This is a genomic window from Bradyrhizobium sp. CCBAU 25360, assembly GCF_028128695.1.
GTDB lineage: Bacteria > Pseudomonadota > Alphaproteobacteria > Rhizobiales > Xanthobacteraceae > Bradyrhizobium > Bradyrhizobium ottawaense.
Genome location: NZ_LBJA01000045.1, coordinates 612,123 through 639,071 on the forward strand (window position 1 = coordinate 612,123; position 26,949 = coordinate 639,071).

Annotated in this window: 22 protein-coding genes; 12 read left to right on the plus strand and 10 right to left on the minus strand. The window is 64.5% G+C overall.

All coding sequences use genetic code 11. From position 1 onward, the window contains the following. Window positions 1–2: 2 nt before the first annotated feature. Both XH81_RS37130 and XH81_RS37135 read right to left on the minus strand, forming a co-directional pair. Entirely contained in the window at window positions 3–1,355 is a 1,353-nt protein-coding gene (locus tag XH81_RS37130; RefSeq protein WP_028144835.1) for a M23 family metallopeptidase, read from the minus strand. Window positions 1,356–1,465: 110 nt separating this feature from the next. Continuing rightward, window positions 1,466–2,155: a peroxiredoxin family protein gene (locus XH81_RS37135; RefSeq protein ID WP_080670303.1), complete on the minus strand. Its 690-nt coding sequence runs from the start codon at window positions 2,153–2,155 to the stop codon at window positions 1,466–1,468. A gap of 204 nt (window positions 2,156–2,359) precedes the next feature. On the opposite strand from XH81_RS37135, the gene XH81_RS37140 reads away from it, so the two are divergent. After that, complete coding sequence (locus tag XH81_RS37140; RefSeq protein WP_271596824.1) at window positions 2,360–6,172, plus strand: YhdP family protein; 3,813 nt, start codon at window positions 2,360–2,362, stop codon at window positions 6,170–6,172. 166 nt (window positions 6,173–6,338) lie between these two features. Here the strand turns inward: XH81_RS37140 and XH81_RS37145 are convergent, their stop codons facing one another. From XH81_RS37145 to tyrS, 4 genes are all read right to left on the minus strand, one after another. Next, window positions 6,339–8,033: a methyl-accepting chemotaxis protein gene (locus tag XH81_RS37145; protein WP_028144831.1), complete on the minus strand. Its 1,695-nt coding sequence runs from the start codon at window positions 8,031–8,033 to the stop codon at window positions 6,339–6,341. A gap of 363 nt (window positions 8,034–8,396) precedes the next feature. Beyond that, the gene (locus XH81_RS37150; RefSeq protein WP_028144830.1) at window positions 8,397–8,834 is read right to left on the minus strand and encodes a DoxX family protein; all 438 of its coding nucleotides are present in this window, start codon (window positions 8,832–8,834) and stop codon (window positions 8,397–8,399) included. Between the two features lie 220 nt (window positions 8,835–9,054). Next, a complete protein-coding gene (locus XH81_RS37155) occupies window positions 9,055–10,302 on the minus strand; it encodes an MFS transporter (protein ID WP_212429156.1) in 1,248 nt (415 codons plus the stop codon). Window positions 10,303–10,359: 57 nt separating this feature from the next. Then, window positions 10,360–11,613, minus strand: coding sequence for a tyrosine--tRNA ligase (gene tyrS / locus XH81_RS37160; protein WP_271596808.1), 1,254 nt, complete (start codon window positions 11,611–11,613; stop codon window positions 10,360–10,362). 165 nt (window positions 11,614–11,778) lie between these two features. On the opposite strand from tyrS, the gene XH81_RS37165 reads away from it, so the two are divergent. From XH81_RS37165 to XH81_RS37175, 3 genes are all read left to right on the plus strand, one after another. Then, window positions 11,779–12,882 (plus strand): anhydro-N-acetylmuramic acid kinase, encoded by a 1,104-nt coding sequence (locus tag XH81_RS37165; RefSeq protein ID WP_271596809.1) that lies wholly within the window; start codon window positions 11,779–11,781, stop codon window positions 12,880–12,882. Window positions 12,883–13,712: 830 nt separating this feature from the next. Next, window positions 13,713–14,390, plus strand: coding sequence for a glutathione S-transferase family protein (locus XH81_RS37170; RefSeq protein ID WP_038970202.1), 678 nt, complete (start codon window positions 13,713–13,715; stop codon window positions 14,388–14,390). Between the two features lie 10 nt (window positions 14,391–14,400). After that, window positions 14,401–14,724 (plus strand): DMT family transporter, encoded by a 324-nt coding sequence (locus XH81_RS37175; protein WP_028144825.1) that lies wholly within the window; start codon window positions 14,401–14,403, stop codon window positions 14,722–14,724. Here XH81_RS37175 and XH81_RS37180 read toward each other — a convergent pair. Next, window positions 14,721–15,368 carry an alpha/beta hydrolase gene (locus XH81_RS37180; protein ID WP_014495555.1) on the minus strand — a complete coding sequence of 216 codons (648 nt, stop codon included), beginning with the start codon at window positions 15,366–15,368 and terminating at the stop codon, window positions 14,721–14,723. The two genes, XH81_RS37175 and XH81_RS37180, sit on opposite strands and share 4 nt — an antisense overlap. 350 nt (window positions 15,369–15,718) lie before the next feature. Here XH81_RS37180 and XH81_RS37185 point away from each other — a divergent pair, with 350 nt between their 5' ends. From XH81_RS37185 to XH81_RS37220, 8 genes are all read left to right on the plus strand, one after another. After that, window positions 15,719–16,858, plus strand: coding sequence for a cysteine desulfurase family protein (locus XH81_RS37185; RefSeq protein ID WP_038946650.1), 1,140 nt, complete (start codon window positions 15,719–15,721; stop codon window positions 16,856–16,858). A gap of 125 nt (window positions 16,859–16,983) precedes the next feature. After that, window positions 16,984–18,480, plus strand: coding sequence for a Fe-S cluster assembly protein SufB (gene sufB / locus XH81_RS37190; RefSeq protein WP_028144823.1), 1,497 nt, complete (start codon window positions 16,984–16,986; stop codon window positions 18,478–18,480). 61 nt (window positions 18,481–18,541) lie between these two features. Continuing rightward, a complete protein-coding gene (sufC, locus tag XH81_RS37195; protein WP_028144822.1) occupies window positions 18,542–19,294 on the plus strand; it encodes a Fe-S cluster assembly ATPase SufC in 753 nt (250 codons plus the stop codon). A gap of 11 nt (window positions 19,295–19,305) precedes the next feature. Further along, window positions 19,306–20,610 carry a Fe-S cluster assembly protein SufD gene (sufD, locus tag XH81_RS37200; RefSeq protein ID WP_028144821.1) on the plus strand — a complete coding sequence of 435 codons (1,305 nt, stop codon included), beginning with the start codon at window positions 19,306–19,308 and terminating at the stop codon, window positions 20,608–20,610. Further along, complete coding sequence (locus tag XH81_RS37205; RefSeq protein ID WP_028144820.1) at window positions 20,607–21,854, plus strand: cysteine desulfurase; 1,248 nt, start codon at window positions 20,607–20,609, stop codon at window positions 21,852–21,854. Before sufD ends, XH81_RS37205 begins: the two co-directional genes overlap by 4 nt. Next, entirely contained in the window at window positions 21,851–22,222 is a 372-nt protein-coding gene (locus tag XH81_RS37210; protein ID WP_018323035.1) for an SUF system Fe-S cluster assembly protein, read from the plus strand. The genes XH81_RS37205 and XH81_RS37210 overlap by 4 nt, the downstream gene beginning before the upstream one ends. A 49-nt stretch (window positions 22,223–22,271) precedes the next feature. After that, the gene (locus XH81_RS37215) at window positions 22,272–22,670 is read left to right on the plus strand and encodes a HesB/IscA family protein (RefSeq protein ID WP_018323036.1); all 399 of its coding nucleotides are present in this window, start codon (window positions 22,272–22,274) and stop codon (window positions 22,668–22,670) included. Window positions 22,671–22,852: 182 nt separating this feature from the next. Next, window positions 22,853–23,260, plus strand: a complete 408-nt coding sequence (locus XH81_RS37220) for a TfoX/Sxy family protein (protein ID WP_038946656.1) — start codon at window positions 22,853–22,855, stop codon at window positions 23,258–23,260. 91 nt (window positions 23,261–23,351) lie between these two features. On the opposite strand, the gene fabA is transcribed toward XH81_RS37220, so the two are convergent. The 3 genes from fabA to XH81_RS37235 form a co-directional block, all read right to left on the minus strand. Then, entirely contained in the window at window positions 23,352–23,882 is a 531-nt protein-coding gene (fabA, locus tag XH81_RS37225; protein ID WP_028144819.1) for a bifunctional 3-hydroxydecanoyl-ACP dehydratase/trans-2-decenoyl-ACP isomerase, read from the minus strand. 97 nt (window positions 23,883–23,979) lie between these two features. Next, window positions 23,980–25,047, minus strand: a complete 1,068-nt coding sequence (locus tag XH81_RS37230) for a GGDEF domain-containing protein (protein WP_028144818.1) — start codon at window positions 25,045–25,047, stop codon at window positions 23,980–23,982. Window positions 25,048–25,212: 165 nt separating this feature from the next. After that, complete coding sequence (locus XH81_RS37235) at window positions 25,213–26,763, minus strand: DEAD/DEAH box helicase (RefSeq protein WP_028144817.1); 1,551 nt, start codon at window positions 26,761–26,763, stop codon at window positions 25,213–25,215. Window positions 26,764–26,949 lie beyond the last annotated feature (186 nt).

Sequence of the window (26,949 nt, forward strand, 5' to 3'; positions counted from 1 at the left end):
GCTTAGCCCGCGCTGAGACGCACGCCGGCGCGCAGGAACTTCTGCGGATCGACCGCTTCGCCCTCGATGCGGGTTTCGTAATGCAGATGCGGACCGGTGGAGCGACCGGTCGACCCGACCAGACCGACGACCTGGCCGATCTTCACGGTCTCGCCGACCCTGACGTTGATCTCGGAGAGATGGCCGTAGCGGGTCGAAAGCCCGTTACCGTGGTCGACCTCAACCATGCGGCCGTAACCGCCGGACCAGCCGGCGGACACCACCTTGCCGTTGGCGGTGACGCGAACCGGATCGCCGGTGGCGGCGCGGAAATCGAGCCCGGTATGCATCGCGGGCCGGCCGAGGAAGGGATCGCTGCGGACGCCGAAGCCGGAGGTGAATTCGACCTCGCCGATGACGGGCTTGCGATACGGCACCAGCGCCAGCGTGCGGTTGAGACGATCCATCTCGGCGCGCGTGGTGTTGATGCGAGAGAGCTGCTTCTCGAACGGTCCGGCATTGGCCGTCAGTTTGACCGGTACGAACGGCCCGCCCATCGCGCTGCGCGGCACGGCGGATTCGAGATTGGCGAGATTCAGGCCGAGATCACTGACCACGCCGCGCATCCGGCGCATGCGTGAATCCATGCCTTCCTCGACGGCGCTGAGCGCCGCCATCTGGCGCCGTTCAACCTGGTCGAGCGAGGTCGTGAGCCGAACCAGGACGTTGTCGAAACCCTGATTCTTGGCGAATTGGCTGGTCGGGGGAGCAGCCACGGTCGGCGCGCGCGATTCCAGCCGCGCCTCACGGTCCGGCGGTGCCACGAAAATCACGGTGTCGCTGATCGGCGAGGGTTTTGGCGTGCTCTGGCTCGCCTCGCCGCGCTGCGGGGCCGCGCGGGGGATCGAGCCGGTCACGTCAGGCATGGCCCCAAGCGCCGTGGCCCGGGACTCCAGCGCCGTCTGGCGCTTCATGATCTGGTCGAGTTTCTGGTCGAACTGTTCCTGGTCGAGCAACTGGCGGCTGGTGGTGCGGTCGACCTTGGCGCGCAGCTCGGCGATGCGGTCCTCATAGGCGTATTGCATCTCGGCCTGGCGGGCGATCAGCCGGGTCAGGACGTCGTCACGGAAGGCGAAATAGGTGGCGGTTGCCGCCGACCAGAGACCGAGGAGCACCACCGTGCCGACCACGATCCAGAACACCACGGGCCCGAAGCGAACCTGCTTGCCGGCATGGACGATGGTGTAGGCGTCGTCGGTCGCGGGAAGGGGAATCGCTGCGGCTGCCGCGAGGGCAGGACGGCGTTGGAAGGCCCGTCCGTGGTCGTGAGGATGATGTTGGGCGTACTGCGAGTATTGGGCAGAACTTTTCGACATCGGCACTCCCGCGCCGGTCGGATGAGTCCGTACGGCCTAATTGCCGCAGCAATCTGGGCCGGTCATGGTTAATTTTCCGGAAATGGGAGCGCGCGAATTGAATGGACTGGTTAAAGACTCCTTGTCGCTTCCAGCACCTCGTCGGCATGGCCGTCGACCCGGACGTTGCGCCAGATCCTGGCCAATTTGCCATCCGCCCCGACCAGTATCGTGGTGCGAAGAATCCCAAGGAAGCTCTTGCCATACATGGACTTTTCGCCCCACGCGCCATAGGCTTCCAGCATCTGGTGCGTCTCATCCGAGATCAGGGGGATACCGAGCTTGTGCTTGTCGCGGAACTTCTCCTGAGCCTTTAACGGATCGGCGGAGACGCCGAGCACGGCGGTATCGGCGGCCGCGAAGGCACTGGCGAGGCGAGTGAAGTCGATCGCCTCCCGGGTGCAGCCCGGGGTGTCGGCGCGGGGGTAGAAGAACAGGACGAGCTTTCGGCCGGCATAGTCCGCCAATGTGACCACCTCGCCGCCGTCGCGGGGAAGGCGAAAGGCGGGGGCCTTCTGGCCCTCGGCCAGGCCCGACTTCGCCTTGGCGGGCGGAGCCACTGATTTGGAGGAATTTAACTGTTTCGATGCGGCCTTATGTGATCCTGCCTTTGCTAAGGTCCCGGTTGATTTGGTCGCCGGTGTCCGCTGTGTTTTCGCGGACTTTGTCGGAGTAGAGGCCCGCGGTTTGAGGGCCTTCTTTTTAGCCGTCGGACTGCCGGAGGGCGTTTTGGACGATTTCGTTCGGGATTTCTTGGACATACGCCTTCCTTTCGACGCTTTCGGCGGGTCAACCGAAACGGTATTGCAGCTCTCGTCCGGTGTGCCGGAATCGCGCCCTCGGCTGGGCAAGTCTGGCGGCGCCGGAGTATGGTTACAAGGAATTCCACGCACCACCCCACTGCTCGTTGAACGCGCTCCCGGGGCGAAATGACGAACAGCAGGAATATTCGAGGTATGGCGGCAATGCCGGCGCAGGGAGCTTCGCTTCCCGTGGACGGCTGCGGTCCCGGCGGCGCTCAATCCTCTGACGGGCGCCTGTATCGAGAGGCAATGGCAAGGAATAAGTCGCCCCAGGATTACAATCGGGACTTCGATCGGCGCGGCGTTCAGCAACAGCCGCAGGAATGGGACGACGCCGATTGGGATCCGGATCAGGAGGCGGCCGCGGGCCATCGCGCGCGCCGGCTGTTGTCGCGTTCCAATTCGGGCTTTCATCGCTTCGGTGACGGTTTTGGCGCGTTGCGGCGCTGGCTGGCGGCCGATCGCTGGCTAAAGCGCGTCGTCCTTGTCGTCGGGACTCTCGCCGTCATCTTCATCGGCTGCTTCGGCGCGCTGTGGTGGCGGCTCGGTGCCGGCCCCATCAATCTCGACATTGCAACGCCGTGGCTGGCGGCCGCGATCGAGGACAATATCGGTCACGGCAACACGGTTGAGATCGGAGGCACCCAGATCGAGCGCGCCGGCCGGGTCCGCATCGCCGTCCGCATCCGGGACATCATCGTCCGCGATCGCGATCACGCCGTCGTTGCCAGCGCGCCGAAGGCTGAAGTGAAGCTATCGGGTGCGGGCCTCTTGATGGGGCATCTGCGCGCCGAGAGTCTCAATCTGGTCGATGCCGAACTCGCGATCCGCATCGCGCCCGACGGTACCGTCACCGTGTCCGCCGGCGATACCGCAAAGCCGCTGGCAACCGGCGTCGCCTCGAAGAAGGACGCGGGTCTGCCGCCGACGTTCCCGCGCAATGGCGTCCCGCCGCCGCCATTCGCCACGGGGCCCGCGAGCCAGGATCCATCACAAGCAGCCTCTCAAGGCCCGCCTCAGGTGACGGCGCAGAGCGGCATCCTTCAGGGCCTCGACTGGCTCGACAGTCTGAGCATGACCGGCCTCGACGGCCAGAACCTCAACGAGATCGGTCTGAAGAACGGCAACCTGATCGTCGACGATCAGCAGCGCGGCAGCAAATGGTCGTTTGAGAACATCACGCTCAGCCTGCGCCGGCCGAGCCGCGGGGGCGTCACGCTCAGCCTGGGCGAAGAGGGCGCGCGCCCATGGATGCTGCGCGCCACGATCGGGCCGGCCGAGAACGGCGTGCGCTCGGTCGACATCAAGGCCGACAAGGTCTCGACCTCCAACATCCTGTTGGCGTTGCGGGTCAAGGATCTTACCTACACGGCCGACCTGCCGCTGACGGGCGAGCTCAAGGGCGAGCTCGGCCGCGATGGCGTGCCGACCTTCTTCCGCGGCAAGCTCGCGGTCGGCGCCGGCAATATCATCGACACCGACACGCCAGACTATCCGATGGCGATCGACCAGGCCGAGATCAACGTCGAGTGGGACGCCAATCGGCGGGTGCTGGTGGCACCGTTCAAGATCCTGTCGGGCGCGAACCGCCTGACGCTTCTGGCCCATCTCGAGCCGCCCAACGGCACCATCAACGACTGGCAGCTCGGCTTCAGCGGCGGTTCGATCCTGCTCGGCGGCATCGACAACGAGCCGCCGCTCGTCTTCAACCGCATCGCGATCGGCTTCCGCTTCGACACCGACCACAAGCGCCTCTTGCTGACGCAGGCCGACATCAGCAATGGCGAGATCGGCGTCGCCGGCACGGGTGCGATCGACTATTCCGGCGAGCCGCGGCTGACGCTGGGCTTTGCGGGAACGCCGATGTCGGCCTCCGCGCTCAAGCGGATGTGGCCGACGCTGGTCGTTCCCGAGTTGCGCGAATGGGTGATCGAGCGGATCGAGCGCGGAACGCTCCAGCGCATCGAGATCGGCGTCAATTCGCCCACGAAAAACCTTCCGCGCAAGGGGCCGCCCATTCCTGACGACGGCCTCTCGGTCAACATCGTGGCGAGCGGCGTCGCGGTCCGTCCCGTGGACGGCATGCCTGTTGTGCACGATGCCGATTTGAAGGCGCGCGTGACCGGCCGCACCGCGACCGTGACCATCGGGCAGGGCATTGCCGATACGCCAGCCGGCCGCAAGGTCACGATTTCCGATTTCGTCTTCGAGGTGCCTGATATGGCGCCCAAGCCGTCGCCGTCGCGGACCAGGTTCCGCGTCGAGGGGCCTGTGCCGGCGGCCGCCGAGATGCTCTCGAATGATCGCCTGAGCGATCTGTCGTCGACAGTCGTCGATCCCAACACCAGCAAGGGGACGTTCACGGCGAATATCCAGCTCGGCCTCCCGGTCAAGGGCGAGCTGACCAAGGCGGACACGACCTACGCCGTCACCGCCGACCTCAACGGTTTTGCCGCCGACAAGCTGGTGATGAACCAGAAGCTGGAGGCCAACACTCTCAAGATCGTCGCGAGCAACACGGGCTATCAGGTCAAGGGCGACGTCAAGATCAACGGGCAGGCGGCCTCGCTCGACTATCGCAAGCCGGCCGAGGGCGACGCGGATGTCAGGTTGCAGGCAACGCTGGACGATGCGAGCCGGGCGCGCCTGGGATTCGATCTCAGCCCCGCCGTCAGTGGATCGTTGCCGATCAAGCTGTCGGGCAAGATCGCCGGCGGCCCCGACCAGACGACGAAGCTCGGCGTCGAGGCCGACCTGACCTCGGTGAAGCTCGACAACATCCTGCCCGGCTGGGTCAAGCTGCCGGGCAAGTCGGGCAAGGCCAGCTTCAAGGTCGTGCCGACCGCGCAATCGACGCGTCTGGAAGACATCGTCATCGAAGGTGGTGGCGCCTCGATCAAGGGCTCGCTCGAGGTCGACGCGAACGGCGATCTCATGAGCGCGAACTTCCCGACCTATTCGCCGTCCGATGGCGACAAGGCGTCGCTGAAGGTGGAGCGCAGCCAGGATGGCGTCATCAAGGGCACCATGCGCGGCGACGTGTTCGACGGCCGTGGCTTCCTGAAGTCGGCGATCTCCGGCAATTCCAAGGACGACAAGAACAAGATGAAGAACGTCGATTTCGACATCGACGTGAAGCTCGGCGCCGTCGCGGGTTTCAACGGCGAGGCCATGCGCAGCGTCGATGCCAAGATGTCGAAACGCAATGGTGCCATCAAGGCCTTCACATTGAGCGGCAAGGTCGGCAAAGACACGCCGGTGGCGGCTGATCTGCGCGGCGGGCGTGCACAGGGCAACCGCGAGGTGATCTACCTCCAGACCAACGATGCCGGCGCGCTGCTGCGCTTCACCGACACCTATACTAAGGCGGTCGGCGGCCAGATGGTGGTGGCGATGGAGCCGCCGACATCCGAGCCGAACACCTCGCGCGAAGGCCTCATCAACGTCCGCGACTTCACGGTGAAGGGCGAGGCGCAGCTCGAGCGCGTTGCCGCCGGCGCGCCCAACGGCACCGGCAACGGTGTCTCGTTCAGCGCGCTCCGCGCCGAGTTCACCCGGCAGAACGGCGCGCTCACGGTCCGTGACGGCGTGGTCAAGGGTCCCATGATCGGCGCCACCATCGAGGGCTCGATCGACTATCCCGGCAACCAGGTCTGCATGAGCGGCACCTTCGTGCCGATGTATGGCGTCAACAACATCTTCGGCCAGATCCCGTTGTTCGGCATCTTCCTCGGCGGCGGCAACAATGAAGGGTTGATCGGCGTGACTTATGAGGTCGTCGGCACGCCGGCTGCGCCCGTGATGCGCGTCAATCCGATCTCGGCGATGGCCCCGGGCCTGTTCCGCAAGATATTCGAGTTCAACACCGGCAAGCAGAACTCGCCGTTCGAAGAATTCCCCTCGCAGTCAAACGACGGTTCGACCGGCTCGACGCGCCAGCTCTCGAGTGGATGTAGCCTGACGCGGCGGCAGTAGGGGCGGCTGTCTCCGGCGTCATGGCCGGGCTTTCCCGGCCATCCACGCCCCACACACGGCACCAGGAACGTGGATGCCCGGGCCTTCGCCTCGCCGAAGCGGCTTCGGCCGCGCAGGCGGGACAAGCCCGGGCATGACGGAGATCGCTTGGAGTGTTGTCGGCCGCCTAAGCCGCGCGCACGCCTGCGAGGAATGTCCCGACTTCGCCGGAGAGCTGCTCGGCCTGCTTGGAGAGGTTCGAGGCGGCGGCGAGCACCATGCCGGCGGCATTGCCGGTCTCGTTCGCGGCGGTAGAGACGCCGCCGATATTGGTGGTGACTTCCTTGGTGGCTTCCGCGGTCTGCGAGACGCTGCGGGCGATCTCGGCGGTGGCGGCGCCTTGCTCCTCGATGGCGGCGCCGATCGAGGTGGCGATGCGGCTGACCTCCTCGATGGTGGCGGTGATGCCGCCGATGGCGTCCACGGCCTCCTTGGTCGCGCCCTGGATCTGCGCGATCTTGTCGCCGATCTCGCGGGTGGCTTCGGCAGTCTGGCTCGCCAGCGACTTCACCTCGGAGGCGACCACGGCAAAGCCGCGGCCGGCTTCACCGGCGCGCGCGGCCTCGATGGTGGCGTTGAGAGCGAGCAAGTTGGTCTGCGCCGCGATGCTGGAGATCAACTCGGCGACATGCTCGATCTGCTGGGCACCGTCCGAGAGCGCGCGCACGATGGTGTCGGTGCGGCGGGCGCTGTCCACGGCGCGACCCGTGACTTCGGCGGACTGGGCGACCTGGCGGCTGATCTCGGTGATGGAGGAGGAGAGCTCTTCGGCGGCGGCCGCGACGGTCTGGACGCGCTGGCTGGCCTCGGTGGCGGCCGTGCCGACCACGGCGGCGCGGCGGTTGGTGCCCTCAGCCGTGGATGACATCGATTTCGCGGTGGTCTCGAGCTCGCCGGAGCCGGAGGCCATCAGGCCGACGAGCTGACCGACGGAGGCATCGAAGCGATCGGCGAGGGCGATCAGGGCGTCGCGCTTCTCCTGCTCGCTGCGGGTCTTGGCGGCGACCTGCTCGGCTTCCAGGTTCCGCGCCGTCAGCGCGGTCTGCCTGAGCACTTCGAGTGTCTCGGCCATGCGGCCGATCTCGTCGCCGCGGTCGGTCTCCTCGACCGGGTTATCGATGGCGCCTTCCGAAATCTCCTGCATGCGGTTCTTCTGGCGGTCGAGCGCGCCGAGCACGTCGCGAGCGATCAGCCAGGACAGCGTCGCCATCAGCAGCATCAGGCCGACGCCGATCGCGCCGAGCTCCAGCGTCAGGGCGCGCACGTCGGCGTCGATGTCGTCGACATAGAGGCCGTAGCTGATGGTCGCGTTCCAGGGCGCGAATTTGCGCGCGAAGACGGTCTTGCGCACGGGCTCGGTCTGGCCGGGGCGGGGGTAGAGATAGGAGGTCACTCCGCCCTGCGCGGTCTCGCCGCCAGCCTTGATGATGGCGTCGGCGATCAGGACGCCGTTGGAGTCTTTGGCTCCGGTGATCTTGCCTTCCAGCTGCTGATTGGCGCCGTTCACCAGGATGGAGGTGTCGGGGTTGTAGACGACGGGGTAGCCCTGGTTGCCGTTGAAGTTCATGCGGCGGCCACGCTGGTGGAACTGGGCTTTGGCGTCGGCCGACGTCAGCTTGCCGGCGGTAACCTCTTCCTGAAGAGATTGCGCGTAGTTGTAGAGCAGCTCTACCGCAGTCCGCATCTGCTGGACGCGGTCCTCCATCATGCGGCTCTTGCTGAGGACGGACGATACGCCGATGATGGCTGTGACTGTGAGAGCTGAAAGACAGACCATGCTGGCGAGCTTGGTCCGGATCTTGAGATGACTCATCAGCTTCATCGCAGCCTCGAAAAAAATGGTTGTTATTGCTCGCGTCGGTAGCATGAAGTTCTTACCAATCATGAATGGACGCGTGCGACGTGCTGCCGCGCGCGCAGCGTCCGCAGCCGGATGCGCACGCATGCAGGCGGAAACGCGCTTCGCCAGTGCGTGGCGCGTCAGGTCGCCGAGACAGATGATGTCGGAATGTGGTGGTGACCGAGCCCGGCCGGAGCGGCAATGAACCGATTCGTTCACCGCATCGTCATGGCCGTGCTGCTCGTGGCCGCCCTCGTCCTGATCTGGAACGTGCTGGGCGCGCACTGAGTCGGCACCGGCAGATCCGCCGGTGCCGTCTTGCGTTCAGATTAATTTGCGAGCGCCTCAGCGCCGTGCGTAGGCATCGCCCGCCGCGTCACTCTCCTTGCCCATCAGCGCATCTACGCTGACCGAACCGCCGCCGGCGGCCGCGAGGTAGAGGCAGGCGAAGCAGAACAGGATTGCTGCGGTGCCGCCATTGAGCAGCGGCAAGAGCACCGGCGTTTCGCCTTTGAGCATGTGGCCCATGAAGTAAGCGAAGGCCATTTCGCCCGAGAGAATGAAAGCGGTGAGGCGGGTGAACAGGCCGAGCATCAGAAGCGCGCCGAGCACGAGTTCGAGCGCACCTGCCGTCCAGATCAGCGGCGGGATGTTGGCGAAGTAGGGGAGCACCGGAAACTTGAAGATCTTTGCGATGCCGTACTGGAACAGCAGCAATCCGGTGACGAAGCGAAACAGGCTCAAGAGAACCGGTTGAAAGCGAGTGAGATACGGAAAGTTCATTGGTTTGTGCCCTCCATCCAATGCTGCGACTTGGACCGCATTCGGTTTCGCCCTGCAAGCCGTGCGCACTCGATTCGTCCTGACATTTTCGTCATGTCGGACAAAACACCGCAGGCCAGGATTTCAGCCGCGTACGACCGCAGCTTTCGCGCGTATTCCGCGTCGCGCCCATCCGTAATTTCCCGGTGACGCGGATGCGCGCAAGTTACCTCCAGGACACCTACCGCCGCAAGGCGGGCACGATCAGGAACGGGATCATCCCGAGCACCACGCTCGCAAGTGCGAAAGCAAGCAGCGCGTTGTACCCGTGGGTCGCGTCATGGATCAGGCCGCCGCTCCAGGAGCCGAACGCCGAACCGAGGCCACTGCCGATCGAGATGGTGCCGTAGATGGTCCCGACCCGCTTGCCCTGGAAAATCCTCATCGCCGTGGCGCTGATCAGCGGGCCGCGCGAGCCCATCATGCTGCCGAAGCAAACGACGAAACCGGTGAGCAGCAGGATGTTCGGAGAATACTGCAACAGCCAGAGCAGGACGATGCCGAGGATCGAGATCGCGTAGCTCAGCAGCACCGACGGCCGGCGCCCGATCAGGCCGTCGAGCGCGGAGACGCCGAGCATGCCGAACACAAGCACGACGCCGGAGAAACCCCAGGCGGTCGCAGCCTGCAGCGGCGGAAAGCCGGCGTCGATCAGATAGGCCACGATCTGTGCGGCGATTGAGTACATGCCGACGGCAGTGAAGAAAAAGGTCCAGAACAGCGCCCAGAAGGCGTGATGGCGCATGGCACGGAGCAGGGTCCAGCCATTGTCGACGAAATCAGGGTCGGTCCTCTTCACGACATGCGGCGAGCCCGCGGCGAACAGCCGCCACGGCAGCAGCATCAGCGGGAGCAACAGGCCCAGTGCCGTAAAACCGAATAGCTGGTAGGTGTCGCGCCAGCCGATGTGATCGATCAGGAGCTGCGAAGCCGGCAGCAGCGCCAGCACGCCGCCGCCCATCGCTGAATACACCACCGACATTGCCGTCGGCAGACGAGGGCCGAACCAGCGGCCGAGCAGGATCGAGTTCGGCACGATGCCGATGAAGGCAACGCCGATGCCGACGCAGAGGCCGATCGAGAGTTGGAACTGCCAGAGATGTTGCGCGTGGGCTGCGACCAGGAACGCCGCGCCCAGCAGCAGCAGCCCGAGCGCATAGACGATGCGTGGTCCGGAATGGTCGAACAGGCGTCCGACGAAGGGCGCGGTGAGACCGCTCGCGAGCCAGGTCAGTGAATAGACCGAGACGATCTGCGCGCGGTCCCAGCCAAAACTTTCCGAAATCGGTTTCAGGAACACCGTAAAGCTGTCGCCGAGCCCGCGGCCGAGCACGGCCAGCGTGAAGCACAGAGCGAGCACGACGAGCGCGATGCGAACAGCGTCCCGCTGATCGCTCGCGACGTTCTCCCTGGGCGTGTTCTGATCCATTGCCCGTCAGGGAGCGCGCATCCGTGCGCCCTGACAAGCAGCGAAAAACTCATACGCCTATGCAGGCTTAAGGAGGACGTGCTTCTTCTTGCCGAAGGACAGCTTGATCACGCCCTCGGGCGTCAGATTGTTTGCCGACAGTGCCATCTTTTCGTCAGTGACCGGCTCGTCGTTGACGCGAAGGCCGCCGCCCTTGATCTGGCGCCGGGCTTCGCCGTTGGATGCAACGAGGCCCGCCTTGACGAAGGCGTTGAGCACGCCGAGGCCGGCGTCGATCTCACCCTGCGGAATTTGCACCGTCGGCAGGGTTTCGGCCAGCGCGCCTTCCTCGAAGGTGCGGCGCGCGGTCTCCGCCGCCTCGTTCGCGGCCTCGCGGCCGTGCAGCAGCGCGGTCGCTTCAGTGGCGAGCACCTTCTTGGCCTCGTTGATCTCCGAGCCGCCGAGCGCCTCGAGCTTCCTGATCTCAGCCATCGGCAGCGTCGTGAACAGCTTCAGGAATTTGCCGACGTCGGCATCCTCGGTGTTGCGCCAGGACTGCCAGAAATCATAAGGCGAGAACGCGTCGGCGTTGAGCCAGACCGCGCCTTGCGCCGTCTTGCCCATCTTGGCGCCCGATGCCGTCGTCAGCAGCGGCGTCGTCAGTGCGAACAGCTGATGGGTGCCCATGCGGCGGCCGAGATCGACGCCCATGATGATGTTGCCCCACTGGTCCGAGCCGCCCATCTGCAATTTGCAGCCGGTGCGCTTGGCGAGCTCGACGAAGTCGTAGGCCTGGCAGACCATGTAGTTGAACTCGATGAAGCTCATCTCCTGCTCGCGCTCGAGGCGCAGCCGCACGGAGTCCATGGTCAGCATGCGGTTGACCGAGAAGTGCCGCCCGACGTCGCGCAGCATCTCGATCCAGTTCAGCTTGGTCAGCCACTCCGCATTGTCGAGCATGATGGCGTCGCTCTTGCCCTCGCCATAGCGCAATACCTTGGCGAACACGCCGCGGATCGATTCTTTGTTGGCCTCGATCTCGGCGACGGTGCGCATCGCGCGCGTCTCGTCCTTGCCGGAGGGATCGCCCACCATGGTGGTGCCGCCGCCCATCAGCGTGATCGGCTTGTTGCCGGACTCTTGGAGCCAGTGCAGCATCATCATGGTGAGGTAATTGCCGATATGCAGCGAGCGGGCGGTGCAATCGTAGCCGACATAGGCGGTCGCCTCGCCCTTGGCGGCGAGCGCGTCCAGCCCCTCGAAATCGGAGCACTGGTGAATGAATCCACGTTCCTGCAGGGTGTTGAGGAAATCCGATTTAAATGCAGTCATCTGTCGGCGTGCCTGACAATTCTTGGTTTACTGTTTTGGGCGCAATTTAAGGGTCTTCCGTGGGAACTCGATTGCTGCCCGCCACTTTGGCCTGTGGCATTATAAGATGTGTCCCTCTGGCACAAGATCGGCATGCCGGAGGGGGTCTCTTGAGGACGCTGATCCATGATGTTGACGGCACTCGGTTTGATGAGCGGCACCTCGCTGGACGGGGTGGATGTCGCGCTGATCGAAACCGATGGAAAACAGGTGAAGGCATTCGGGCCGTCCGGCTACCGGGCCTATAGCCCTGCGGAGCGCAATCTGCTGCGCCAGGCGCTCTCCGAGGCTGTGCACCTGCTGCAACGTGACGCCCGGCCAGGCATCCTGGCCGAGGCCGAGCGCGCGGTGACACGGGCCCATGCCGAGGCGGTTGCCGCCTTCTTTGCCCAGAACCGCATGAAGCCCGAGGACATCGACATCGTCGGCTTCCACGGCCAGACCGTGCTGCACCGCCCCGAGAAACGGCTGACGGTGCAGATCGGCGACGCGCCGGCGCTGGCGAGAGCGATCCATATCCCCGTGATGCATGATTTCCGCGCCGCCGACGTCGAGGCTGGCGGGCAGGGGGCGCCCTTCGTACCCGTCTACCACCGCGCGCTCGCCAACTCGCTGGATCGCGAGGGGCCGATCGTCGTGGTCAATATCGGCGGCGTCTCCAACATCACCTATATCGACGGCAACGACACGCTGATCGCCTGCGACACCGGCCCCGGCAACGCGCTGCTGGACGATTTCATGTACCGCACCATGAACCAGGCGTTCGATGCGGAAGGAAAGTTCGCAGCGCTCGGGAAGGTCGATGAGGCCTGGATCGCGCGCGCGCTCGAGCTGCCATTCTTTGCATTGCCTCCGCCGAAATCGCTCGACCGCAACGATTTTGCCGCGCTCAAGCTCGGCGATGTCGCCCCGGCCGATGGCGCGGCGACGCTGACCGCCTTCACCGCGGCGGCGATCGCCCGCATCATCCCGTTGCTGCCGCGTCGGCCGCGGAGCTGGATCGTCTGCGGCGGCGGCGCCCGCAATCTCACCATGCTGCGGATGCTGCGGGAGCGGGTTGCATCGGCGACCGTCGAGGCCGCCGAGACGCTCGGCTGGGCCTCCGACGCCATCGAGGCCCAGGCCTTCGGCTTCCTCGCCGCGCGTGGGCTGAAGGGCCTGCCGCTGTCCTATCCGGCCACCACGGGCGTGCCGATGCCGATGACGGGCGGGGTGATCGCGCGGCCCTGAGGGCGGCTTCCCGAATTGGGGCACTGCCTCGCCCTTCCAATCGGCTTTCAAGATTGCAGACACGCCTTCGTACTCTCGCGGCAGGTTTTGCCCGAGCCTTGCTGTCGTTCGGCGCCCTCAATCGGACCAGAGGACGCAGGGAAGGCCGGGCGCCGGCGGCACCCGCAGGTCCGTGGGCGATTAGAACGCACACGGGGTGGACCACAGGTGTGCCGGTCGCCCGGCCTTCCCTGCGCGGATGGTTTTAACGGTGTCCTTCGTGCTCTCCTCGGGGAGCGTTGCACTATTGCCCCCGTCGCCTTGCGGATGGCTGATGCACGTGCCCGGTCGGGCCGCCGCATCACCGCAAGCCTTGACGCCAGAACCCCGGGCGTCGGGACCACACGACTTCTCCGTCCGCGGACGGCTTGGCCTCAACATCCGGGGCTTGCGTGTGCCCGCCCCAGAGCATCGACCAAACCGCTGTGACCGCGCCGTGTCGTATGCGCGTTGTGCCGGGACTCACGGTCGCCCGCCCTGTCCTCACGCACATCGCGCCGGCGCTACCGCGTCCACCGCACCCCGGCCCGCATCTCGTGACGATCGCGAAGCGCCCCTCTGGCAGGGCCGGGATGGCGTGTGTATGCCATAAATCCGAAATTCGGGAAAGTGGAATATTTTTGCGGACGGGGATTGACGGGTTTTGGGTGTTTTGCCCGACGCGCGCCGATGCCGATGACGGGCAGGGTGATCGGCCGGCCCTAAATTAATGCAATTGCATTGATCTTGACAGTTGCATGCAAATGCATCTATGTTGGGTGCAGCTGCATCGAAACGCCGGGATATTGGCCATGACCGCGTCACTGAAACTCATCAGTCACAAGCTTTGCCCCTACGTGCAGCGCGCCGTGATCGCGTTGAAGGAAAAGGGCGTGCCGTTCGAGCGGATCGACATCGATCTCGCCAACAAGCCCGACTGGTTTCTAAAGCTCTCGCCGCTCGGCAAGGTGCCGGTGCTGGTGGTGACGACCGATAGCGGCGAGGTCGCGCTGTTCGAGAGCAACGTGATCTGTGAATACATCGAGGAGACACAGGGCGGCGCGAAGCTGCATCCGGCGGATGCGCTGAAGCGTGCCGAGCATCGCGCCTGGATGGAGTTCGGCTCGGCGATCCTCGGCGATCTCTGGGGACTGGAGACGACGACGGATCCGGCGACCTTCGAAACCAAGCGCCAGGCGCTCGCCGCGAAATTCGCGCGTGTCGAAGGGGCGCTCGGCGCGGGACCTTATTTCGCTGGCGATGCGTTCAGCCTGGCCGATGCGGTGTTCGCGCCGATCTTTCGCTATTTCGATCTGTTCGACGAGCTGACCGAGCACGGCATCTTCACCGATCTTCCGAAGGTGCGGGCGTGGCGCGCGCAGCTTGCGAAGCGTCCGAGCGTACGAACCGCGGTCGGCGCGGACTATTCTCAATTGCTGCGCGCCTTCCTGGTGCGGCACGACGCGCATCTGCTCAAGCTCGCCGCCTGAGACGATGCCGATGTCGCAATCCCTGGCCTGGCTGATGCTGGTGATCGCCGGCGCGCTCGACGTCGGCTGGGCGATCTCGATGAAATATGCGGAGGGCTACACGCGCTTAGGCTGGAGCGTCGTTTCGGTGGTGCTGCTCGCGGCCTTCGTTGTCCTGCTCGGGCGGGCCTTGAAGGTGCTCGAGGTCGGCGTCGCCTATTCGGTGTGGACCGGCATTGGGGCTGCCGGCACTTTCGTGATGGGCGTCGTGTTGTTCGGCGAGACGTTGAGCGCGATGAAGCTTGCGGGCATCGCGCTCGTCTTGATGGGGATCGCCGCGCTAAAGCTCGCTTAGCGCACGTTGGCGAGGCGCATGTCCAGATAGGCCGTGATGGTCTCCATCAGCGGCTCGAGCTTGGCGTCGAAGAAATGGTTGGCGCCGGGGATGACCTGCTGGTCGATCACGATGCCCTTCTGCGTCTTTAACTTCTCGACCAGGGTGTTGACGTCCTTCGGCGGCACCACCGCGTCCTTCTCGCCATGCACGATCAGGCCCGAGGACGGGCAGGGCGCAAGGAACGAGAAGTCGTAGAGATTGGCCGGCGGCGCGATCGAGATGAAGCCCTCGACCTCGGGGCGGCGCATCAGGAGCTGCATGCCGATCCAGGCGCCGAAGGAGAAGCCGGCGACCCAGCAGGCGCGCGCTTCGGGATTGATGGTCTGCGCCCAGTCGAGGGCTGCGGCGGCATCCGACAATTCGCCGGTACCATGGTCGAACGAGCCCTGGCTGCGGCCGACGCCGCGGAAATTGAAGCGCAGCACCGAGAAGCCGCGATGCGCGAACGCATAGTAGCACTGGTACACGATCTGATGATTCATCGTGCCGTGAAACTGCGGATGCGGATGCAGGATCATCGCGATCGGCGCGTTCTTCTGCTTGGCCGGGTGATAGCGGCCTTCGAGACGGCCGGCAGGGCCAGTGAAAATAACTTCAGGCATCGATGATCTCTTGATTGATGTGCTGGAGAGACGATCCTCGGCAATCAACCGATTGTGGCCTCATCGGCAGGTACCGACGGAAGCGCGAATGAAGGGTGAGAAGGCGCGCCTTGCGGTGATGCGCTGAAGGCGTGCGGTGACTTGACGGTGCGGGTTCTAACATAGGCTGAGGGTCAAAAAGCAAGCATCTTGAACATCACTCAATGGGCTCAAGATGTTAGCGTGTCATGGTCGCGTCATCAGCTGCCGCGGGCATGGAATCGCCCGTTGCCAAGCGCGTGTCGGGGCGCCATGTCGGGCTGGATGGGCCCAACGGGTTAGGTTTCCCAGACAAGGTAAGATAATACTACATGCGGAACCGCGTTTATCTCGACTGGAATGCGACCACGCCGCTGCGTGCGGAAGCGCGACGCGCAATGCTCGCCGCCTGGGATCTGGTCGGCAACCCGTCATCGGTCCATGCCGAGGGGCGGGAGGCGCGACGGCTGATCGAAGAGGCCCGCGCCACGCTGGCGGTGGCGGTAGGGGCGCTGCCGCGGAACGTCGTCTTCACCTCCGCTGGCACGGAAGCCAACGCGCTGGCGCTGTCGCCTGGCCTGCGGCGGTCATCCGGCGGCCCGGTCGAGCGGCTGCTGGTCTCGGCCGTGGAGCACGCTTCGGTGCTGGCCGGTGGCCGGTTCGCGGCGGACAAGATCGGCCTGATCCCGGTGACGCGTTCCGGTGTGGTTGACCTCGACCATCTCAGGAGCCTGCTCCGCGACGGCGCTCCGGCACTGGTTTCCGTCATGGCGGCGAACAACGAAACCGGCGCGCTCCAGCCGGTCGCGGAGGTCGCCCGGATCGTCCATGAGGCCGGCGGTTTCCTGCACGTCGATGCAATCCAGGCGCTTGGCAAAATCCCATTCGAGATCAACGCTATGGGCGCGGATCTTGCGACTTTTTCCGCACATAAGGTCGGCGGCCCCAAGGGCGTCGGCGCCCTGGTCGTGGCGGAGGGACTGACGGGATTGGAGCCGTTGTTGCGGGGAGGCGGCCAGGAGTTGAACCGGCGCGCCGGAACCGAGAATGTTGCGGGGATTGCCGGCTTTGGCGCAGCGGTGAAAGCCGCGCTTCAGACTCTTTCGGAAGATGCGGAGCAGGTGGCAACCCTCAGAAATCGCTTGGAAAATGGCATCCGGGGAATCGCCGGCGCAACGATCTTCTCGGATGAGGTCAAGAGGTTGCCTAATACCGTCCTTTTCACCGCGCCCGGCCTCAAGGCTGAGACCGCCGTGATCGGCTTTGACCTCGAAGGCATCGCAGTCTCCTCGGGTTCGGCCTGTTCCTCGGGCAAGGTCCAGCCGTCCCACGTGCTGTCCGCCATGGGATACGATCCCGCCGTGGCCCAGGGAGCGGTGCGTCTCAGTCTGGGCTGGTCCACGGAACCGGATGACATCAACAGGGCGTTAGAGGCTTGGCGAAAGCTCGGTAATACCCTACTTAAGAGCTAAGCGATGAAACACGGCTTGAACGGTTCTAAGCGCGTGCTTTCCGCCAAAAAACATCGTAATAGACACCGTAATAATCGTTCGAGTTTGATCCACCGCGGTCCTTGAAACCGCGAGCGGAGGATGGAATGCCAGCCGTACAAGAGACGGTCGAGCGCGTGAAGCGCATCGACGTCGACCAGTATCGTTATGGGTTTGAGACCCTGATCGACTCCGAGAAAGCCCCCAAGGGGCTGTCGGAAGAGATCGTAAAGTTCATCTCGCAAAAGAAGAACGAACCCGCCTGGATGCTCCAGTGGCGGCTTGAGGCCTATCGGCGCTGGCTGACCATGACCGAGCCGACCTGGGCGCGCGTCGATTATCCCAAGATCGACTTCCAGGACCTCTACTACTACGCGGCACCGAAGCCGAAGAAGACGGTCACCTCGCTGGACGAGATCGATCCGGAGATCCTGAAGACCTATGAGAAGCTCGGCATTCCCTTGCGGGAAGTCGCCATGCTCGAGGGCGTCGAACCGAAGCCCGGCGAGGAAGATCCCGCCCGCCGCAAGATCGCGGTCGATGCGGTCTTCGATTCGGTCTCGGTTGCGACCACGTTCAAGGCGGAGCTGAAGAAGGCCGGCGTGATCTTCATGCCGATCTCGGAGGCGATCCGCGAGCATCCCGAGCTGGTGCAGAAATATCTGGGCTCGGTGGTTCCGACCTCGGACAATTTCTACGCGACGCTGAACTCGGCGGTGTTCTCCGACGGCTCGTTCGTCTACGTGCCGCCGGGCGTGCGCTGCCCGATGGAGCTGTCGACCTATTTCCGCATCAACGAGCGCAACACCGGCCAGTTCGAGCGCACGCTGATCATCGCCGACAAGGGCTCCTACGTCTCCTATCTCGAAGGCTGCACCGCGCCGCAGCGCGACGAGAATCAGCTGCACGCCGCCGTGGTCGAACTCGTCGCGCATGACGATGCCGAGATCAAATATTCGACGGTGCAGAACTGGTACCCCGGCAATTCGGAAGGCAAGGGCGGCATCTACAATTTCGTCACCAAGCGTGGCGACTGCCGCGGCGACCGTTCGAAGATCTCCTGGACCCAGGTCGAAACGGGTTCGGCGATCACCTGGAAGTATCCGAGCTGCATTCTCCGCGGTGACAATTCGAGCGGCGAGTTCTACTCAATCGCGATCTCGAACGGCTTCCAGCAGGTCGACTCGGGCACCAAGATGATCCATCTCGGCAAGAACACGTCGAGCCGCATCATCTCCAAGGGCATCGCCGCCGGCAAGTCGCAGAACACCTATCGCGGCCTCGTCACCGCGCACCGGAAAGCGACCGGCGCGCGCAACTTCACCGCCTGTGACTCCCTGCTGATCGGCGATAAATGCGGCGCGCACACCGTGCCGTACATCGAGGCCAAGAACTCCTCGGCGACGTTCGAGCACGAAGCGACGACCTCGAAAATCTCCGAGGACGTGCTGTTCTACTGCATCCAGCGCGGCCTTTCGCAGGAGGAGGCGGTCGGCCTCGTGGTCAACGGCTTCGTCAAGGACGTGCTGCAGCAGCTGCCGATGGAATTCGCGGTGGAAGCGCAGAAGCTGATCTCGATCTCGCTTGAAGGGTCGGTCGGTTAATACCGACCCTCGCGGTGCGCTTAAGCGCTCCATGCATCATTTGAATAGACTGGACACCAAAATGGCTTTGCTTGAAGTGAAAGACCTCAAGGTTCGTGTCGAGGAGCGTGAGATCCTCCACGGGCTGACGCTGACCGTGAACGAGGGCGAGGTGCACGCGATCATGGGGCCGAACGGTTCCGGCAAATCGACGCTCTCCCACGTGATCGCCGGCAAGCCCGGTTACGAGGTCACCGACGGTCAGATCCTGTTCAGGGGCGAGGATCTCCTGGAGATGTCGCCTGACGAGCGCGCCGCCAAGGGCGTGTTCCTGGCGTTCCAGTATCCGGTCGAGATCCCCGGCGTCGCCACCATGAACTTCCTGCGCACCGCGCTGAACGCCCAGCGCAAGGCACGCGGCGAGAGCGAATATTCGACGCCGGACTTCCTGAAGAAGGTTCGCGAGGTCTCGAAGTCGCTGAACATCCCGCAGGACATGCTCAAGCGCGGCGTCAATGTCGGCTTCTCCGGCGGCGAGAAGAAGCGCAACGAGGTGCTGCAGATGGCGCTGTTCGAGCCGAGCCTGTGCATCCTCGACGAGATGGATTCCGGCCTCGACATCGACGCGCTGCGCATCGCGGCCGACGGCGTCAACGCGCTGCGCTCGCCCAAGCGCGCGATGGTCGTCATCACCCATTATCAGCGGCTGCTCAACTACATCGTGCCCGACGTCGTGCACGTGATGTCGAAGGGCCGTGTCGTGAAGAGCGGCGGCAAGGAATTGGCGCTGGAGCTGGAAGCCTCCGGCTATGCCCAGTTCGAGGACGCCGCGTAAGGAATTTTGCGATGAACGTTGCTGTGGCAAAGACCGGAAAGGGCCGCGCGGTGAGCGATCTCTTCACCAGCGCCGAGGGCCGGCTGCCGGGTTCGACCGCGGTCACCGCCGTGCGACGCGAGGCGTTCGAGACCTATGAGCGTCTCGGCCTTCCGCACCGCCGGATCGAGGAATGGAAATACACCGACTTGCGCGCGCTGGTCGGCGAGGTGCTGCCGCTTGCGGCCGCGCCCGACGCGGCCGCGCTGAAGCGCGCCGCGGACGCTGTGAAGGTGCATGCGATCGCGGGCGCCCGCAAGCTGGTGCTGGTCGACGGCGTGTTCGCGGCCGATCTCTCCGACGTGAAGGCGCTGGCAGCCGAGGCGGGCTTCAGCACGTTGCGGGAAACGCTGGAGAAGGATGCCGGTCTGCTGAAGACCGCGTCCACCGATGCCGTGATCGCGCTGAACGCTGCGATGGCGACCGATGGCGTGGTGCTGTCGATTGCCGACGGCGCGCAGCTGTCCGCGCCGATCCAGATCATCCACATTGCGACGGCCGCGTCGGCGTCGGCCTTCACCCGTTCGCAGGTCGCGGTCGGGAAGGGCGTGCGCGCCACCATCGTCGAGAGTTTTGTCGCGGCTGGCGCCAAGACTTACCAGGTCCATGACGCTGTGTTGGTGACGGTCGGCGACGATTCCGACGTGGCCCATATCCGCCTGATGGATGATGCGCCTGACGCGCTGAATGTCTCGTCGCACTTCGTCACCGTCGGCGCCAACGTGAAGCTCAACTTCTTCAACATGACGACCGGCGCCGCGGTCAGCCGCCTCCAGGGCTTCATCACGCTGGCGGGCGAGGGCAGCGAACTCTCGGCCAACGGCGTCAACCTGTTGCAGAAGACCGAGCACGGCGACACCACGCTGGTGGTCGACCACGCCGTGCCGAACTGCGTCAGCCGCGAGATCTTCCGCGCCGTGATCGACGACCGCGCCCATTCGGTGTTCCAGGGCCGCATCATCGTCCGTCCCGATGCGCAGAAGACCGACGGCAAGATGATGACGCGCGCGCTGCTGCTCTCGGATGAGGCCGAGGCCGACAACAAGCCCGAGCTCGAGATTTTTGCCGACGACGTCTCCTGCGGCCACGGCGCGACCGCCGGCGCGCTCGACGACAGCCTGTTGTTCTATCTGAAGGCCCGCGGCCTGCCGGAGAAGCAGGCCCAGGCGCTGCTGATCCAGGCTTTCGTGGGCGAGGCGATCGAGCAGATCGCCGATGACGGTTTGCGCGAGCACGTGATCGGCATCGCCGAGCGCTGGCTGGAGCGGCGGTCATGAGCACGCATCCGGCAGTCAAGAACGGTGCCTATGACGTCGCGCGCGTGCGCCAGGATTTTCCGGCGCTCGCCATGCAGGTCTACGGCAAGAAGCTGGTCTATCTGGACAACGCCGCCTCGGCGCAGAAGCCGAGCGCCGTGCTCGATCGCATGACGCAGGCCTACACGAGCGAATACGCCAACGTGCATCGCGGCCTGCATTACCTCGCCAATGCCGCGACCGAAGCCTATGAGGGCGGTCGCACCAAGGTGGCGCAGTTCATCAACGCGCCCCGTACGGAAGAAGTGATCTTCACCCGCAACGCGACGGAGGCGATCAATCTGGTCGCCTCGTCGTGGGGCGGGCCGAACATCGGGGAAGGCGACGAGATCGTCATCTCGATCATGGAGCACCACTCCAACATCGTGCCGTGGCACTTCCTGAGGGAGCGCCAGGGTGCCGTGATCAAATGGGCGCCCGTGGACGACGAGGGTAATTTCCTCATCGACGAGTTCGAGAAGCTGCTGACGGCCAAGACCAAGCTGGTCGCGATCACGCAGATGTCGAACGCGCTCGGCACCATCGTGCCGGTCAAGGAGGTCGTCAGAATCGCCCACGCGCGCGGCATTCCCGTGCTGGTCGATGGCAGCCAGGGCGCGGTGCATCTGCCCGTCGACGTCCAGGACATCGGCTGCGATTTCTACGTCTTCACCGGCCACAAGGTTTACGGGCCGACCGGCATCGGTATCCTCTGGGCCAAGTACGACCACCTCGTCGCGATGCGTCCCTTCAACGGCGGCGGCGAGATGATCCGCGAGGTCTCGCGCGATGTCGTGACCTATGGCGACCCCCCGCACAAATTCGAGGCGGGCACGCCCGCGATCGTCGAGGCGGTCGGCCTTGGCGCTGCCATCGACTACGTCAATTCGATCGGCAAGGAGCGCATCGCCGCGCACGAGCACGATCTCACCACCTATGCCCAGGATCGGCTCCGCGAGATCAATTCGCTGCGGCTGATCGGCACGGCACGGGGCAAGGGCCCGGTGATCTCCTTCGAGCTGAAGGGCGCGCATGCCCACGATGTCGCCACCGTGATCGACCGCCAGGGCATCGCGGTGCGCGCCGGCACCCATTGCGTCATGCCGCTTTTAGAGCGGTTCAACGTAACGGCCACCTGCCGAGCCTCGTTCGGCATGTATAATACGCGGGAAGAAGTCGATCATCTGGCACAGGCGCTCTTGAAGGCGCGGGATTTGTTCGCATGAGTGACACGGCCGAAATCAAAGCTAGTCCGATGGAGACCCATTCGGCGCTGCCGCCGGAGGAGACCGAGCGGCTGACCACGGAGATCATCGCCGGGCTGAAGACCGTGTTCGACCCGGAAATCCCGGCCGACATCTACGAGCTCGGCCTGATCTACAAGGTCGAAATCAAGGACGATCGCTCCGTCGACGTCCAGATGACGCTGACGACGCCGAACTGCCCGGCCGCCGGCGAGCTGCCGACCATGGTCGAGAACGCGGTTGCCAGCGTCCCCGGCGTCGGCGTGGTCGACGTCAAGGTCGTTTGGGAGCCGCCGTGGTCGCCCGAGCGCATGAGCGACGAGGCGCGCCTCGTGCTCAACATGTGGTGACGCGTAATCTCAGCATTGAATTTGCTCCGCAACGGACCAGATAGATAAGATGACCCAGGCGACACCAGCATCCACTCCGAAGCCGCGGCGGCCGCGCCCGCAGGTGATGCGGCTGACGGACGCTGCTGCCCAGCGCATCACCGAGCTGACCCAGCGCGCCGATTCGGAGATCGTCGGCCTGCGCGTCGGCGTGAAGAACGGCGGCTGCGCCGGCCAGTCCTACACGGTCGAATACGCCCACGACGTCCGCCCGACCGACGAGGTCGTCGAGGACAAGGGCGTCAAGATCCTGGTCGATCCCAAGGCCGTGCTGTTCCTGCTCGGCACCGAGATGGACTACAAGGCCGACAAGATGCAGGCCCAGTTCGTCTTCAACAATCCGAACCAGATTTCCGCCTGCGGCTGCGGCGAGTCGGTAGAGCTGCGGCCGGCCAAGATCGACGGGTAAGCCCGGCTCTCGCAATTCCCACCGCTGTCGTCCTGGCGAACGCCAGGACCCATACCGCGTGATCTCTCGATCATGGGCGGTGTTAGTACCACCACTGGCACCACTGGCAGTCTTCGCTGAACTCCTCCCTGGGGTAATGGGTCCCGGCGTTCGCCGGGACGACGATGGGGAGATAGCTTGGCATGGACCGCGAATTCCTGACCGACCTGTTTGCCGATTTCGGGCCCGTCACCATCCGGAAAATGTTCTCCGGCTACGGCATCTCCGCCGACGGCATCAACTTCGCGCTGTCACTGCGTGCCGGCCTGTTCTTGCGCGCCGACGAGGTGACGATCCCGGACTTTGAAGCCGAAGGCTCAAAGCCGTTTCAGTACTCGACCCGCGCCAGGACCGTGGTGGTCAACTCCTATTGGGAGCTGCCGGCGCGCCTGTTCGACGATTCCGCCGAGCTCGCCCAATGGGCGAGGGCGGCACTCGCCGCCGCCCAGCGCGCCAAGGTGAAGACGCGGCCGAAGAAAAAGGCGGCGGCAAAAAAAGCCGCGCCGAAGAAGCGGTTGGCCAAGAAGGCAGCCAAAAGGAAGGTGCGGTAGGGTGGGCAAAGCGGAGCGTGCCCACGATCAGGATGTCATCGCGAGAGATCGTGGGCACGGCGCTACGCGCCTTTGCCCACCCTACGGGATCTCAGTCTGTAGCCTTAGTCAGACCAACTCGCATATCCTTCGCCACAAAGATCGATATGCCATCTGCCAGCACACGGCCATCGGCAATTCCGAGCACCAGCTTGCCGCGGCGGACCATCCGCATGGCGACTTCGTAGCGCACGCGTCGCGTCTCCGGAGTGATGGTGCCCGTGCACTCGACTTCGCCGACGCCGATGGCGCGGCCCTTGCCCGGTGAGCCCGACCAGCCGAGCCAGTAGCCGACCATCTGCCACATCGCATCCAGGCCCAGGCTTCCCGGCATCATCGCATCACCTCGATAGTGACAATCGAAGAACCAGTGGTCCGGCACGATATCGAGCTCGCCGACGATATGGCCCTTGCCGAATTCGCCGCCGTCCAGGCTGATTTCCGTGATGCGGTCCATCATCAGCATCGGCGGGGCCGGCAGTTGCGCATTGCCCGGCCCGAAATAGCCGCCGTCGCTCGATTTCAGCAGTTCGTCCCTGGTGTAGGACGGTTGCGGCGTGTGAAAATCATGGGGATTGGGCACGACGACAAGTCCTCAACGCTCGCGGTCTGGCGGCGCAGAAGATGGCGGTCGTCACGTTGGAATGTCAAGCACAGCCGTTCGGCATGCCGCGATCGCGTCACGCCACCCGGCTGTGGGTCTCGACCGCGTATTCCGGATCGGCTTCGCAGATCACGCGGTTGCGGCCGTTACGCTTGGCGGCATAGAGGCAGGCATCCGCACGCTCGATCAGCGCGTCGGTGTCGTCGCCCTGCTTGAGCATGGAGACTCCGACCGAGATGGTGACGCGGCCGAGGATCTCGCCGGTGGACTTCTTCTTCAATTCCTTCGCCATCACTGCGCGGCGGATGTGGTCGGCCACCGTGAGGGCCTGACGCAGTGCGGTGTTGGGGAGCACGACCGCGAATTCCTCGCCGCCATAACGCGCGGTGATGTCCTGGCCCTTGATGGTCTGCTTCAGCGACAGGCCGACGAGCCGCAGCACCTGATCGCCGGTGAGATGGCCGTAGGAATCGTTGAACGACTTGAAATGATCGATGTCGAACAGCAGCAGCGACAGCGGCTCGCCCGAGGCGAGGGCGCTCTGCACCGCCATGTCGATCATGCGGTCGAAATATTTGCGGTTGCCAAGGCCCGTGAGCGGATCGGTCAGGCTCTCGGCGCGGATCGCCTCCAGGCTCTGCTGGAGATTGCTGATCTCGTTCTTCGACAGCGTCAGCCGGTCTTCCAGCGTCTTGTTGGTTTCGCGCATCTCGCTGGTCGAACGGAGCAGCGTCTCGACGATCGCCTTGATCTGCTCGCGGTTCTTGGCCGACGCCAGTTTCTCTGTGGCCCCCGACAGGCTGGCATCGTAGGAGCCGGTCATGCCGAGTGCATCGCTCAAGACCTTCATCACGTCGTCGATCTCGCCGATGACGCGCGCGCCGACCTTGTCGATGCGGTCGGTGGTCTTGATGTGGGAGAGATAGGTCTCGTAGATCTGCTCGAGATCGGCTTCAGTCAGCTTGCCGCTGCGCGCCAGCGTCTCATTGACGATCTTGTTGAGCGGCGCGTTGTAGCCGGTGGCGTAGACGTACCAAATCTCATAGTTGCGGGGAATTGCCGTCTGCCGCAGCGATCGGATCTGCCCGAGCGCTACCTCGGCGAACGCCATCGTGCGTTCGTGTTCGTCGAGAACCTTGACCACGGAACATACCCCACAGCGGTCGGTGCGCCGTCGACCGCAGCAATGCTTAAATTATGTTCGTAGGCTAACGGACGATCGTGAACACCCCGTAAATATACGTTCACGAATGCATCTAAAAAATTGTGCGGCGGCTTTGCTCAACCGAAACCTGGGGCGCCTCGCGCCTCAGGCTCCGGCGGGGGAGCGGACCGGCCGCAGCAGAAACGCCGGCAGATGCGAGTGATCGCCCGGCTCGCTGTCGGCTTCGCGCTGGCGGCGGGGTTCGGGACGGCCGATCGACGGCACGTGCGAATTATTGGCCTGCTGGCGCGCGTCGTGACGCGGCTCCGCCCTGCGCTTGTCGTCGGAACGATGCCTTGCTTCGGCGGGCTGTCTTGCCTCCGAAGAACTCTTTGCTTCGGAAGAATGTCTTGCTTCAGAAGAATGTTTGGCCTCGGAAGCATGTCTTGCCTCGCCACGGGGCTCGCGCGGCTCGTGGCTGCGCTCACGGTCGCGGCCGCGCTGCGGCTTGCCGCGTCCGCCGCGTGAACGTTCGCGGCCACGCGACTCGCGCGGACGCTCGGTCCCATCGGAGGCTTCGGCGTGGATTTCAAAGTCGCCTTCGGCGCGCGGAATGCTCTGGCCGATCAGCTTCTCGATTGCCACCATCGACTTCTGGTCGAGCGGCGTCACGATCGAGATCGCGGTGCCGGTGCGACCGGCGCGGCCGGTCCGGCCGACGCGGTGGACGTAGTCATCGGGATGGTGGGGAACGTCGAAATTGAAGACGTGGCTGACCTCGGGAATGTCGAGGCCGCGGGCGGCGACATCCGAGGCGACGAGGAGCGGTAGCTCTCCCTTGCGGAACTGTTCGAGCGCCGCCATGCGGGCCGGCTGGTCCATGTCGCCGTGCAGTGCGCCGACGCTGAAACCATGCTTCTGGAGCGATTTGTGAACGATGGCGACTTCGCGCTTGCGATTGCAGAAGATGATCGCGTTCTTGAGATCCTTGGCTTCGCGCAGCAGGCGGCGAAGCAGTTCGCGCTTCTCGTGCGCCTCGCGCCCGGCTGGCACCTGGGATTGCGTGACGGTCACGGCAGTGGTGGCAGGCTTGGACACTTCGACCTTCTGCGGATTGTGCAGGAAGGCTTCGGTGATGCGCCGGATTTCCGGCGGCATGGTCGCGGTGAAGAACAGGGTCTGTCGCGTGAACGGGACGAGCTTGCAGACGCGTTCGATGTCGGGGATGAAGCCCATGTCCAGCATGCGATCGGCTTCGTCGATGACGAGCAGCTCGACCCCCGTGAGGAGCAGACCGCCACGCTCGGTATGGTCGAGCAGGCGGCCGGGGGTGGCGATCAGCACGTCGACGCCGCGCGTCAGCTTGGCATCCTGGTCGCCGAAGGAAACGCCGCCGATCAGAAGCGCGACGTTGAGTTTCTGGCCGGCGCCGTAGCGGTCGAAGTTTTCCTTGACCTGGGCCGCGAGCTCGCGGGTCGGCTCGAGGATCAGCGTGCGCGGCATGCGCGCCCGCGCCCGACCCTTTTCGAGGATGGTGAGCATCGGCAGCACGAAGGCCGCGGTCTTGCCGGTGCCGGTCTGGGCGATGCCGAGCACGTCCTTGCGTGCGAGGACGTGGGGGATCGCCTGTTCCTGAATGGGGGTGGGGGTGGTGTAACCGGTGGCCGCCACTGCGGCGAGGACTTTTTCGGACAGTCCGAGATCTGAAAAGGACATTGAGCCTCTGGTCGAAACCGCCGTTCGGAATCGAGGGTAATAAGGCTGTCGCGTTCCACCCCGAAACGGCGCGCTCTCAAAGAAGCTGGGGGTGCTGACTCACGCGAACAAAGCGCCAGGCTCAGGAATCGGTCTTCGATCTGAGCCGCGTCGCCCCGGAACATAGGCGGGAATCGGCCAAAGTCA

Coding starts and splice junctions, on each gene's coding strand:
- XH81_RS37130 (WP_028144835.1), bottom strand. CDS start 1,355: ATGTCGAAAAGTTCTGCCCAATACTCGCAGTACGCCCAACATCATCCT.
- XH81_RS37135 (WP_080670303.1), bottom strand. CDS start 2,155: ATGTCCAAGAAATCCCGAACGAAATCGTCCAAAACGCCCTCCGGCAGT.
- XH81_RS37140 (WP_271596824.1), top strand. CDS start 2,360: ATGCCGGCGCAGGGAGCTTCGCTTCCCGTGGACGGCTGCGGTCCCGGC.
- XH81_RS37145 (WP_028144831.1), bottom strand. CDS start 8,033: ATGAAGCTGATGAGTCATCTCAAGATCCGGACCAAGCTCGCCAGCATG.
- XH81_RS37150 (WP_028144830.1), bottom strand. CDS start 8,834: ATGAACTTTCCGTATCTCACTCGCTTTCAACCGGTTCTCTTGAGCCTG.
- XH81_RS37155 (WP_212429156.1), bottom strand. CDS start 10,302: ATGGATCAGAACACGCCCAGGGAGAACGTCGCGAGCGATCAGCGGGAC.
- tyrS (WP_271596808.1), bottom strand. CDS start 11,613: ATGACTGCATTTAAATCGGATTTCCTCAACACCCTGCAGGAACGTGGA.
- XH81_RS37165 (WP_271596809.1), top strand. CDS start 11,779: ATGATGTTGACGGCACTCGGTTTGATGAGCGGCACCTCGCTGGACGGG.
- XH81_RS37170 (WP_038970202.1), top strand. CDS start 13,713: ATGACCGCGTCACTGAAACTCATCAGTCACAAGCTTTGCCCCTACGTG.
- XH81_RS37175 (WP_028144825.1), top strand. CDS start 14,401: ATGTCGCAATCCCTGGCCTGGCTGATGCTGGTGATCGCCGGCGCGCTC.
- XH81_RS37180 (WP_014495555.1), bottom strand. CDS start 15,368: ATGCCTGAAGTTATTTTCACTGGCCCTGCCGGCCGTCTCGAAGGCCGC.
- XH81_RS37185 (WP_038946650.1), top strand. CDS start 15,719: ATGCGGAACCGCGTTTATCTCGACTGGAATGCGACCACGCCGCTGCGT.
- sufB (WP_028144823.1), top strand. CDS start 16,984: ATGCCAGCCGTACAAGAGACGGTCGAGCGCGTGAAGCGCATCGACGTC.
- sufC (WP_028144822.1), top strand. CDS start 18,542: ATGGCTTTGCTTGAAGTGAAAGACCTCAAGGTTCGTGTCGAGGAGCGT.
- sufD (WP_028144821.1), top strand. CDS start 19,306: ATGAACGTTGCTGTGGCAAAGACCGGAAAGGGCCGCGCGGTGAGCGAT.
- XH81_RS37205 (WP_028144820.1), top strand. CDS start 20,607: ATGAGCACGCATCCGGCAGTCAAGAACGGTGCCTATGACGTCGCGCGC.
- XH81_RS37210 (WP_018323035.1), top strand. CDS start 21,851: ATGAGTGACACGGCCGAAATCAAAGCTAGTCCGATGGAGACCCATTCG.
- XH81_RS37215 (WP_018323036.1), top strand. CDS start 22,272: ATGACCCAGGCGACACCAGCATCCACTCCGAAGCCGCGGCGGCCGCGC.
- XH81_RS37220 (WP_038946656.1), top strand. CDS start 22,853: ATGGACCGCGAATTCCTGACCGACCTGTTTGCCGATTTCGGGCCCGTC.
- XH81_RS37235 (WP_028144817.1), bottom strand. CDS start 26,763: ATGTCCTTTTCAGATCTCGGACTGTCCGAAAAAGTCCTCGCCGCAGTG.